The organism is Halomonas sp. 707B3, from assembly GCF_024158645.1.
Classification (GTDB): Bacteria; Pseudomonadota; Gammaproteobacteria; order Pseudomonadales; family Halomonadaceae; genus Vreelandella; species Vreelandella lionensis.
This window is the reverse complement of the sequence record NZ_JAMZBE010000131.1, coordinates 1-10,100: the sequence shown is the minus strand read 5'-3', so window position 1 is coordinate 10,100 and position 10,100 is coordinate 1. Positions and strand designations below refer to the sequence as shown.

11 protein-coding genes and 2 pseudogenes are annotated in these 10,100 nt (G+C 55.8%); 6 read left to right on the top strand and 7 right to left on the bottom strand.

Annotation, left to right across the window (positions count from 1 at the left end):
• Positions 1-422: pseudogene (locus BIS10_RS14770) on the bottom strand (cytochrome P450); the annotation flags it as partial.
• Between the two features lie 196 nt (positions 423-618).
• Here BIS10_RS14770 and BIS10_RS14765 point away from each other — a divergent pair.
• Positions 619-1,539 carry a glutaminase gene (locus BIS10_RS14765; protein ID WP_083023925.1) on the top strand — a complete coding sequence of 307 codons (921 nt, stop codon included), beginning with the start codon at positions 619-621 and terminating at the stop codon, positions 1,537-1,539.
• Positions 1,540-1,548: 9 nt separating this feature from the next.
• Here BIS10_RS14765 and BIS10_RS14760 read toward each other — a convergent pair whose 3' ends face one another.
• Positions 1,549-2,403: a bifunctional transcriptional activator/DNA repair enzyme AdaA gene (locus tag BIS10_RS14760; RefSeq protein ID WP_253506224.1), complete on the bottom strand. Its 855-nt coding sequence runs from the start codon at positions 2,401-2,403 to the stop codon at positions 1,549-1,551.
• A 168-nt stretch (positions 2,404-2,571) separates the two neighbouring features.
• On the opposite strand from BIS10_RS14760, the gene BIS10_RS14755 reads away from it, so the two are divergent.
• Positions 2,572-3,165 carry a LysE family translocator gene (locus BIS10_RS14755; protein ID WP_253506222.1) on the top strand — a complete coding sequence of 198 codons (594 nt, stop codon included), beginning with the start codon at positions 2,572-2,574 and terminating at the stop codon, positions 3,163-3,165.
• Here BIS10_RS14755 and BIS10_RS14750 read toward each other — a convergent pair.
• Positions 3,151-3,984, bottom strand: coding sequence for an AraC family transcriptional regulator (locus BIS10_RS14750; protein WP_253506219.1), 834 nt, complete (start codon positions 3,982-3,984; stop codon positions 3,151-3,153). The genes BIS10_RS14755 and BIS10_RS14750 overlap by 15 nt on opposite strands.
• A 212-nt stretch (positions 3,985-4,196) precedes the next feature.
• Between BIS10_RS14750 and BIS10_RS14745 the strand changes: the two genes are divergently transcribed.
• A complete protein-coding gene (locus tag BIS10_RS14745; RefSeq protein ID WP_253506217.1) occupies positions 4,197-5,006 on the top strand; it encodes a DUF1206 domain-containing protein in 810 nt (269 codons plus the stop codon).
• A 7-nt stretch (positions 5,007-5,013) separates the two neighbouring features.
• Complete coding sequence (locus BIS10_RS14740) at positions 5,014-5,616, top strand: YqaA family protein (RefSeq protein ID WP_083023929.1); 603 nt, start codon at positions 5,014-5,016, stop codon at positions 5,614-5,616.
• A gap of 63 nt (positions 5,617-5,679) precedes the next feature.
• Here BIS10_RS14740 and BIS10_RS14735 read toward each other — a convergent pair whose 3' ends face one another.
• The gene (locus BIS10_RS14735; RefSeq protein ID WP_253506214.1) at positions 5,680-6,087 is read right to left on the bottom strand and encodes a DUF4019 domain-containing protein; all 408 of its coding nucleotides are present in this window, start codon (positions 6,085-6,087) and stop codon (positions 5,680-5,682) included.
• Positions 6,088-6,306: 219 nt separating this feature from the next.
• Between BIS10_RS14735 and BIS10_RS14730 the strand changes: the two genes are divergently transcribed.
• Entirely contained in the window at positions 6,307-7,062 is a 756-nt protein-coding gene (locus BIS10_RS14730; protein ID WP_253506212.1) for a class I SAM-dependent methyltransferase, read from the top strand.
• Here the strand turns inward: BIS10_RS14730 and BIS10_RS14725 are convergent.
• A complete protein-coding gene (locus BIS10_RS14725) occupies positions 7,059-7,529 on the bottom strand; it encodes a DUF1456 family protein (RefSeq protein ID WP_188640221.1) in 471 nt (156 codons plus the stop codon). The genes BIS10_RS14730 and BIS10_RS14725 overlap by 4 nt on opposite strands.
• Positions 7,530-7,539: 10 nt before the next feature.
• The gene (locus BIS10_RS14720; RefSeq protein WP_083023931.1) at positions 7,540-7,962 is read right to left on the bottom strand and encodes a Replicative DNA helicase; all 423 of its coding nucleotides are present in this window, start codon (positions 7,960-7,962) and stop codon (positions 7,540-7,542) included.
• 231 nt (positions 7,963-8,193) lie between these two features.
• Here BIS10_RS14720 and BIS10_RS14715 point away from each other — a divergent pair, with 231 nt between their 5' ends.
• Positions 8,194-9,393, top strand: a complete 1,200-nt coding sequence (locus tag BIS10_RS14715; RefSeq protein ID WP_253506209.1) for a DEAD/DEAH box helicase — start codon at positions 8,194-8,196, stop codon at positions 9,391-9,393.
• 59 nt (positions 9,394-9,452) lie between these two features.
• Here BIS10_RS14715 and BIS10_RS14710 read toward each other — a convergent pair.
• A pseudogene (locus tag BIS10_RS14710) lies at positions 9,453-10,004 on the bottom strand (transcription termination factor Rho); the annotation flags it as partial.
• Positions 10,005-10,100: the final 96 nt, after the last annotated feature.

The window sequence follows — 10,100 nt, the reverse complement described above, 5'->3', positions numbered from 1 at the left end:
CAGCTACTCTGTAGAACCCGCTCGTTCAGGGCGCGGCGTTTTTCACGGGCCTCGCCGCTGGAAACCAGCGCCATTTCCGGTTCAAAGTGGCCCAGGGCGCTGCGCTTTAACCGCTCATTGGTCGCAAACGGCTCGGGGGTGTGCTCCAACACGTCGTTGGCATCGGCGGGGTCCAGCACCACCGCCATCGGCTTGCCAGGCACTTTCAGCATCAGCGGCCCACGGCCATACTTTTTGCTTAACGCTTGAAGCTGCTGCACACCTTGGGCATCCAGGGCGAAGCGCTCCACTACCCCTACGATTTTCGGGCGGCGGCGTATCACCCCTTTCGCCACATTAGGCGCTATCACACGGCAAACAATGGCAATAGTTTCGCTCAGCGTGGCCGTCGGTAACGGCGCTGGGTTGGATCTCCTATCCATTCCTGCTCCTTGAAATGCACGGCTAACGCTTCAGTCTAGAATTCGCCGCCCCATACGCAAGGGAATAGCCCTCAACCCGCGTCAACCAGCACTTAAATCAAGCTAAGGGTTAATGAAGGTGGGTTTCTCCACGGCAGACAGGCCCGGCAAATTCCGCTAGGGTAGCGGCTCCCGCCACCAACCGATTACGCCCGATATGCAAGAGATACTGAACGAGATAGTCGCCGAGCTTGCGCAAGAGACCGAGCGCGGCAAAGTGGCCGACTACATTCCGCAGCTAGCCCACGTAGACCCCAGCCAATTCGCCATTAGCTTGGCCACGGTCGAGGGAGAGCGCTTCTCGGCGGGCTGCGCGACCACGCCCTTCTCGATTCAGAGTATTTCCAAGGTATTTACCTTGACCATTGCGCTAGGCAAATGGGGCGATGGGCTGTGGTCGAAAGTAGGTCGCGAGCCTTCCGGCGACCCGTTCAACTCCATCGTTCAGCTAGAACATGAGAGCGGCAAACCGCGTAACCCGTTTATCAATGCCGGGGCCATTGCGGTGGTGGATGCCATTATGATGGGCCACGAACCCAAAGAGACCCTGGCCGAAATTTTGAGCTTTGTGCGCTACATCGCTGACGACAACAGCATCTGTTTTGATCATCAAGTCGCCGCGTCGGAAATGGAGCACAAAGACCGCAATGCATCGCTGGCCCACTTTATGAAAGCCTTCGGGCGGCTGCGACACGATGTTGATAAAGTGCTCGGCACCTACTTCCACCAGTGCGCCATCGCCATGAGCAGCGATCAGCTTGCCCACGCCGGGCTGTTTCTGGCTTCCGATGGGGTCAACCGCCCTAGCAACCTACGGGTGGTATCACCCCAGCGGGCGCGGCGGATCAACTCACTCATGATGATGTGCGGTCACTACGATGCCTCGGGGGAGTTCGCCTTCCGCGTGGGTCTACCGGGCAAAAGCGGCGTGGGTGGCGGCATTTTAGCCATCGCGCCGGGGCGCGGTTCGCTGGCGGTATGGTCGCCAGGGCTGGACCGTTATGGCAACAGCTTGCTCGGTGCGCGGGCGCTGGAGATGTTCGTGCAACGCACCGGCTGGTCTGTGTTTGGTCACTAGGCTTGGGCACTAGCTCCGAGCGCTCTCTTGCGATTCAAGGTGCTGGGCGGCTTCCCAGGCCTGCACTTGGCGTTTCACCTCTAGGCCCCAGCGGTAGCCGCCTAGCGCGCCGCTTTGCTGAATCACCCGGTGGCAAGGAATCCACAGCGCCACCGGGTTCGCCCCTACTGCATTCCCCACCGCCCGCGACGATTTCGGTGCCCCCAATAGCTGGGCAATATGCGAGTAGCTAGCTAGTTGGCCATCAGGAATCATCAGCAGCGCTCGCCACACGTTCAGTTGAAAATTAGTGCCACGCACATGCAACGAGAGCGCCCCAGGCGCAGCGTTGTTCCTTGGCTCGAACAGTGCTTCAACCGCATAACGGGTGGCATCTGGCTGGTGGCGTAGCGTGCTGCGCGGCCACTCGGCGGCCAACAGGGCGAGAATATCCGCCTCAGGTGTAGCGGCCAGAAAGCCCATCCGGCAAATGCCCCTAGGCGTGGTGGCGACCAGCACCTCACCAAACGGCGTGGGGTGAATGCCGTAAGCAATCTCCACGCCCTCCCCTTGGCGCTTGAACTCCCCAGGGGTCACCGCTTCCAGCGTGACAAAATGATCGTAAAGCCGCGAGCCGCCGCTCAACCCCAGCGCCTGGGCGGTATCGGTGAGGCTCTGGGCAGAGGCAATCAACTGCTTACCCCGCGCCAGCGTCAACGCCTGTAAAAAGCGCTTTGGGCTGACGCCCGCATAACGGCAAAACAGCCGCTGAAAATGGAACGCGCTCAAATGCACCTGCGCCGCGATCGTGTCCAAACTGGGCTGTTGGGCTGCATTCGCCACCATAAAGGCCATGGCTTTTTCGATGCGGGCATAGTCGTTCATTGCTTCTATCTCACGGGGAAAGTGACGGGATCGCGTGCATGATCATGCAAGCTTACTCAGCTAAAGCGCCAAACCCCACCCGAATCTTGCGCAAATCACACATCAATTTTGTGCAATACGCCGAATGTGACTCATCACACACTGCGCACTCCCTTCAGGAGGATCATCATGAGCACATCGTTACTGTTACCTATGTCTGCCTTTGCCCTTGCTGCGTCTATTTCACCTGGGCCGGTGAATATCGTTTGTCTGAGCAGCGGCACGCACTACCCCGTGCACAAAGGGCTCACGTTTGTTACAGGGGCAACCTTAGGCTTTATCTTACTGTTTCTCGGCATTGGCGCGGGCCTCTACTCGCTGCTCCATGTGATGCCATGGCTGGAGGAGGCACTGAAGTGGGCCGGCATCGTGTTCTTACTCTATCTCAGCGTTCGCCTGATACAACACGATGGCCGCCTGGGGGAATATAACCCACATAAAGCCCCTGGCTTTTTTACAGGGGCTGCGATGCAGTGGCTAAACCCAAAAGCGTGGCTGGCCTCGGCGGCGGGCATTGCCGCGTACACCAACGGCAACGATCCTTATCTCATCGGTCTGTTTGCGGCTCTTTATCTGCCTATTTGCTGGCTCTCGCTGGCAAGCTGGGTCTACGCAGGGGCGTTTCTCAAACGCTACATGCACCGCCCCGCCGTCCTCCTGACGATCAATCGCTGCCTAGCGGTAGGCTTGGCGGGAAGTGCTCTATTTTTACTTTTTGAGTAACGGGGTTCGGTACTGATTCGGAGTGGCGGCCACCAGCCGCTTGAAAGTGCGCTGAAAATGAGGCTGATCATTAAAACCTGCTGTTAAAGCCACTTCTACAATAGGTTGGCCTTGTCTTAGCGCCGCTTGCCCTAGCTGAATACGCTGATTAATCAGATAGGCATGGGGCGTTAAGCCATAGTGCTGCTTAAACGCACGAATCAAATGCCCTGCGCTGTATCCCGTTTGTTGGGATAAATCGTCCAGTGAAATATCGCTGGCACAGTGCTCACGTAAATGGCGCGCCACGTGCGCTAAAACATAGGGCGTTGGCGTTGGCGCTATCGGTGCTTCTTCCGCCAACTGGGTCATCAGTGTCGTTAAATAGGCCTCTAGCACCTGCTGCTTATGGGTAATCGCTGCTTGCTTATCAAACAAGCAGTCTGCCATGTCACAATATTGGGCATGGAGAGACGGCTGATGGATCACCGCCGTAGCAATGTCCTGCCACTCAGCCGAGGGTAACAAGCCAAGCTCATAACGCAGCTCACTCAACCAGCGTGTATTTACATAGAGCATCAGATACGCCCACGGCTGGTTAGCAATGGGGTTACAGGCATGCACCCAGTGAGGGTTCATCATCACTAAGTCACCGGCGCTAATCTGATAAGACGTATCTCGATACATAAAGGTGCTGGCGCCGGATGTCACCGCTCCTACCGACCAGTGTGAATGGCTATGGGGCGCATAACAGACTTGCCGCGCATCGCTTATCTTGCGCAGCTCCACATGAGGCATTCGCTCATCACGCCAAAAAACAGGGTGCGCTTTATTATTCATCTTTGCTAATCCACTCCCGCGATACCGCATTACTCTGCCTTCCAGTGGAAATACCACCCCAAGCTGAACGCCATTTTAGCTGCTTTTCAGCCCAACGCATGGCAAACACACAAACTAGCGCACCGGATAGTCTACGCTGGACAATAGCCCTTCACACCCACAGTATGGGCCGCTGGAAGGATCGCCATTGCCATTTACGTCAGGAGGACATCATGGACAGTAACCCCCCGAACCAACGGGATGCGGTAAAACTGCTCGCCCGCTTAGGCTACGCATCGCGAGGCGTGGTATATCTGCTGGTGGGTGGATTAGCGGCACTGGCGGCGCTTGGCCAAGGCGGCCAAACCGAAGGCAGCCGCGGCGCGCTTGAAAGCGTACTAACCGCCCCCTTCGGCAAAGTGCTGCTGGGCATTATTGCATTGGGGTTAGTGGGCTATGCCGTATGGCGCACGCTGCAAGCCCTTCAGGATACTGATCACCACGGCAGCGGCACTAAAGGGCTGGCGATTCGCGGGGGCTTGCTGGTTAGCGCCGTTACGCATACGTTCTTGGCCTTTTTTGCTGCCAAGCTTGTTGTTCATATCGGCGGCTCTAGCGGCTCTGGAGATGGTTCTGAAAGTGCGGCCAGTTGGCTGATGCAGCAGCCCTTCGGGCGCTGGCTGGTGGCGGCAGTCGGCGTTGCGCTGATTGGCGCGGGCATCGCCCATGCCATTAAAGGCTGGAAAGCAAAATTCGACCGCCACTTCTCAATGCCTGCCAAAGTGCAGCGCTGGGCTTACCCAGTATGCCGCTTTGGGTTAGCGGTGCGTGGCTTGGTATTTGTCATGGTTGGCAGTTTCTTTATCCTAGCGGCTTACCAGTTCAACCCTAACCAAGCGGGCGGCACGGCCGAAGTGTTCAGCACGTTAAGAGGCCAAGCCTTCGGCCAGTGGCTGCTCGCGTTTGTGGCTGTTGGGCTATTTGCGTTTGGCGTGTATAGCTTATTAACCGCTGTTTACCGCCGTATTAACCCCTCCCTATAGCGATCCTATGGCCTTTACGTCAACGCGTACGAAGCAGTGGTTTGAGCGTATTAACGGCTCGAAAAATATGTTGTGGCTGCTCGCCACCCTCTCCTTTTTAGAAACCATTATTCTGCCGATTCCCATTGAACTGGTATTAATCCCGCTAATGGCAGTGAACCGGCAGCGCATCTGGGCTATTGCCGCCGTTACCACGCTGGGCTGTTTAGTGGCTTCGATAGTGGGCTACGGCGTGGGCATGGTGCTCTACCAATCCCTCGGCACGTGGTTTATCGAATTTATGGGGATGGAGCAGAGCTATCAGGCGTTTCAAGGCTTCTTTGACCAGTACGGCTTTGCCGCCATTCTCGCCATTGGCATTTTGCCGATTCCGTTTCAGGTCGCGATGATTACCGCCGGGCTTTCCGGCTACCCGATTACGTTGTTTGTGCTTGCTGCGCTTATTGCCCGTGGGCTGCGTTACTACGGTTTAGCTTGGTTGGTCTACCGCTTTGGATACCGGGTAGTAAACATGTGGAAACGCCACGCGCTGAAAACCAGCCTGGCACTAGGCAGTGCAGTGCTGCTATTGGTGCTGGGGATGCAGGGGTTGGCGGGGCTGATAGTATAAAAGAGAAAGCCTGGGTAGCCGCCCATGCTTCTGGCGGCTATTGAACAGCGCTATTGAACAGCGCTATTGAACATAGTACCCACTGACCCGCCAGATGCCCTCTTCCAAATGCGGTGTTACTACCTCAACCACTCGCTGGTTATCCGAGAAACGGGTTTGGAAAGCGAACTCTTTGTAATCGTTACGGGGAGCGCCCGGCATAGAGGTGTATTGCGACATACGGATACGCCGCCGAGACTCTACACTGCCCACTTCGCCACGGGCCAGCGCCACAACGCGCTGCAACATGCTCGGGGAGAGTGGCGTTTTCAGCAGCGGGGAAGCGGCCTCCCACGCCTGCTCATACTTTCCCTGGTCAATCGCTTCCAGCCACGCCAGCGCTGCTTCCTCAGCGGACTCGGAAGCTGCGTGAACCTGGGAAGAGAGTGCAAACAGTATGGCAAAGAGAAACAGGGCAAGTAACTTGGGCATAACGGTCTCTTATTGCGGAAAAGGATCTTGTGCGACTTAAGTAGTTATCGGATAACCACGCTATTTCTTTAGGAACAATAACCATAAAGTCGTCCTAGCAATGTTAAAGAATGCAAAATCGCTAGGTGAGCCGCCTCGCCATAAAGCAACTTCTCAAACCACAACCGCTCGTTTACTATGCGCCACCCAATTTATTTCAGCCCTCACCATTAGGCCACTATGTCCGTCAACGCACTCTACACCGACCTTTCTGGCTATTACGATTTGATGTGCGTCGACATCGACTACCACGCCCAAAGTAATGCCATCCATCGCCTGCATCAGATGTTTGGTAACGGAGGCAAGCAGCACCTGGATTTAGCCTGCGGCACCGGCCCCCACGTGCGCCACTTTCTTGATGCTGGCTTCACCAGCAGCGGATTGGACATCAACCAGCCGATGCTGGATATCGCCGCCCAGCGCTGCCCAGAGGCACACTTCTCACTGCAAGATATGTGCAGCTTTGAAGCCAGCGAACCGCTGGATCTCATCACCTGCTTTCTTTACTCCATCCACTATAACGATGGCCTGGAAAAGCTTAGCGCCTGCATCGCCAGCGCCCACCGCGCCTTAAACGAGGGCGGCGTGTTCTACTTCAACGTAGTGGATAAACAGCGGATCGATAACGAGCTGTTCGTTAGGCACACGGCTAAACAGGCAGACGCCGCGTTCACCTTCCGCTCGGGGTGGCACTACAGCGGGCAAGGGGCACGGCAGTCGTTACGGCTGAGCATTGAGAAAACAGAGGCAGGCGCAACGCAGGTGTGGAACGACGAGCACCCCATGGTGGCGGTCAGCTTTAGCGAACTTATCGCCCTGCTGGAGCCTACCTTCGAGGTGCACGTGTTCGAGCATGATTACCAGACCATCACGCCCTGGGATAACGTCTCAGGTAATGCGATCTTCGTGTGTGTGAAGCGCGAGGGCCTCGCTTAGCCTTTATCGTTCGGGCGCAGCTGGAGCTGAATGCCCATCAGGAAATTGCGCAGCATTTGGTCTTTACACTCACGGTAGTTCTTATGGCTCGGCTTGCGGAAAAACGCGCTGAGCTCATGGTGGCTTAGCGGCAGTCCCACCTGCTCAAACACTTCCAGCACATCATCGGCCTTCATGTTCAGCGCAATGCGCAGCTTCTGGAACACCATGTTGTTGTTCAGCTGCGATTCTGGCGCAGGCTGCGGGCCTTCACGCTTGCCGCGCTTAAAGCTGATGAAACCGTTCAAGAACGCGGCCAGCTCGCGGTTCTTCATCGTGACGAAGGCATCGTCTTCGTCTTTTTTCAGCCACGCGGTGACCTGCGGCTGGGTAACGGGCACTTCTGCTAGCGCGAAGATATCCACGATGGTGTTGTCTTTTAAATCAAAGGTGTAGCGGATACGGCGAAAAATATCGTTATTGGTCAAAATCAGGTTCCTAACCGGTAGTTAATGTTGCCAGCAGCTCATCAATTTCTGCTTTGAGTTCGTTATCTTCAATAGTGTGGGCACTGGCCTGGGCCTGCTGCAAGCGTTCAATCGCCGCCTGGGTGTCGCCCAGCTCCACTTGCAGTGCCGCCATGGAAAAACCAATCGAGGCAATGTGGTCGTTAGACTGCTTCGCTACCGCCTTATCCAGCGCTTTTTGGTAGATGGGCAGCGCGTCTTCTAGCTCTTCGGTGAAGTCGGCCAGGGTTTCCCACTGCTCCGGGTGGTCTTTCTCGGTGTTCTCGTGCTCGGTGCAGATCGCCTGCAGCTCAGCATACAGCGCTTCAAAGGTGGCACGGTCATCTTTGGCAGCGGCCTTCATCAGCTTTTCGGCGAGTTCGTACACTGCCTTGTAAATTTTGGTGTTAATCATGGACCACTACCCCTATTGCTCAGTAACAGATGACGCAAAACAGACGCATAACAAACCCAGCACGCGTGAGCTTCTGGGTGAATGGGGGGATTATACCTTGTGGGGATGGGGGTACGGGGGAAAGGTTGGATGGAAATAAACGCGTATTCGAGCAACGAACGGTTGATTTTACGCTATGCTGCACCACTTTTTATTTTCGACACCCCTTACGACACTCTGTCAGAGCTTCTCATGCCCTTTTCAAAACTAGGCTTATCCAGCCCTCTCGTTCAGGCGATTACCGAACTCGGTTACAAAACGCCAACGCCCATCCAAGAACAAGCGATTCCTGCCATTCTGTCGGGCAAAGATTTAATCGCCACCGCACAAACCGGCACGGGCAAAACCGCTGCCTTTGTGCTGCCGCTGCTGGAGCAGTTCAGTAAAGCCGCAGAGCCGCTGCGCGGTAAACGCATTCGCGCACTCATCCTTGTGCCCACCCGCGAGCTGGCGGTTCAAGTGGAAGCCAGCGTGGCGCAATACGCCAAGCATACCCAGCTCACCTCAATGGCCGCGTATGGCGGTGTAGATACCGCTCCGCAAAAAGAGCGCTTGATTGAAGGGGTGGATATTCTGGTCGCCACACCGGGCAGGCTGCTGGATTTGGCGCATCAGCGCGCGCTCCACTTTGATGAACTGCAAGTCATGGTGCTGGACGAAGCAGACAGAATGGTCGATATGGGCTTTGTGGATGATATCCACAAAATCATCGTGCGCCTGCCGGAGAACCGACAGAACCTGCTGTTCACGGCCACCATGACCAACGACGTTCGCGCCATCGCCCACGCGTTTTCAGACAGCAAAATGACCGATATGGCGGCGAACATCTCCATTACGCCCAACGTCCGCGCCGCCGCCACCATCAAACAGTGGCTGATCACAGTCGACAAAGACACTAAGTCCGCCCTGTTGAGCCACCTAATCACCGAGCAAGCGTGGGATCAGGCGCTGATTTTTGTCGAGAAAAAACACAGCGCGGCCAAGCTGGTGGCTCAGTTGGAAAAACGCGGTATTCAAGCGGATTCCATCCATGGCGGCAGAAGCCAGGCCATGCGTGAAAAGGTTTTGGATCAGTTCAAATCGGGCGAGCTGAAGTACCTAGTAGCTACGGGCGTCGCCGCGCGGGGGTTGGATATTGGTGAACTCAGCCGTGTGGTGAATTACGATTTACCCTTCCAGCCAGAAGAGTACATCCACCGCATTGGCCGCACCGGCCGAGCGGGTGCCTCCGGTGAAGCTATCTCGTTGGTCGATATCAGCGACTTTAAAAACCTGTGTGCGATTGAAAGGCGCTTGAAAAACACGATTGAGCGTAAAGAAGTGGAAGGCTTCCCGGTCAAAAAAGCCGTGCCCGCGTCTAACTTGAACCACGTTAAAAAAAGCAGCCGTTAAGCGCTAACCAAGAAGCTCACCTATTAGTTAAATTCAGGAGTCATGGGTGAGCTTCTACGTTACTCAGCAGGTGAAAAAGCGCTCAACAGCTCCGCATTCGTCGGGTATTTTTCCAGCAGCGTAAGCAGCTTCTGCGCGCCTTCAACAGGCTTAAGCGGTGTTAACGCTCTGCGCAGCGTGCGTACTTTTTCAATCTCCTTTGCATCAATTAACAGCTCTTCACGGCGGGTACTGCTTTTGGCAATATCAATCGCCGGGAAAATTCGTTGATTAGCCACGTCCCGTGATAGCACCAGCTCCATATTGCCTGTGCCCTTGAACTCCTCAAAAATCACCTGATCCATACGGCTTCCCGTATCCACCAGCACGGTGGCCAGAATAGTGAGCGAGCCGCCGTTTTCAATCTTTCGCGCCGCGCCAAACAGCTTGCGAGGGATTTCCATCGCCCGGGCATCCAACCCACCCGACATCGTGCGCCCACTGCCCCGCTGCTCGGCGTTATGAACCCGCGAAAGCCTGGTGAGTGAATCGATCACGATCATCACATCATGCCCCTCGCCTGCCTGCTGACGCGCCGTATCCAGCAGCTGATCAGCCATCCGCACATGGTGAATCGCCCCGGATATTCTAGACACCCGTTAGGCTCTTAAAGTAACGCCTTTCATACTCAACCGGTGACAAGTTATCACTTGTGCTGTGTCGGCGCT

Bases quoted from the DNA above. Each gene is read 5' to 3' on its own strand.
- BIS10_RS14755 (WP_253506222.1), top strand. From the start codon at position 2,572: ATGAGCACATCGTTACTGTTACCTATGTCTGCCTTTGCCCTTGCTGCG.
- BIS10_RS14760 (WP_253506224.1), bottom strand. From the start codon at position 2,403: ATGAACGACTATGCCCGCATCGAAAAAGCCATGGCCTTTATGGTGGCG.
- BIS10_RS14720 (WP_083023931.1), bottom strand. From the start codon at position 7,962: ATGATTAACACCAAAATTTACAAGGCAGTGTACGAACTCGCCGAAAAG.
- BIS10_RS14745 (WP_253506217.1), top strand. From the start codon at position 4,197: ATGGACAGTAACCCCCCGAACCAACGGGATGCGGTAAAACTGCTCGCC.
- BIS10_RS14740 (WP_083023929.1), top strand. From the start codon at position 5,014: ATGGCCTTTACGTCAACGCGTACGAAGCAGTGGTTTGAGCGTATTAAC.
- BIS10_RS14735 (WP_253506214.1), bottom strand. From the start codon at position 6,087: ATGCCCAAGTTACTTGCCCTGTTTCTCTTTGCCATACTGTTTGCACTC.
- BIS10_RS14765 (WP_083023925.1), top strand. From the start codon at position 619: ATGCAAGAGATACTGAACGAGATAGTCGCCGAGCTTGCGCAAGAGACC.
- BIS10_RS14730 (WP_253506212.1), top strand. From the start codon at position 6,307: ATGTCCGTCAACGCACTCTACACCGACCTTTCTGGCTATTACGATTTG.
- BIS10_RS14715 (WP_253506209.1), top strand. From the start codon at position 8,194: ATGCCCTTTTCAAAACTAGGCTTATCCAGCCCTCTCGTTCAGGCGATT.
- BIS10_RS14750 (WP_253506219.1), bottom strand. From the start codon at position 3,984: ATGAATAATAAAGCGCACCCTGTTTTTTGGCGTGATGAGCGAATGCCT.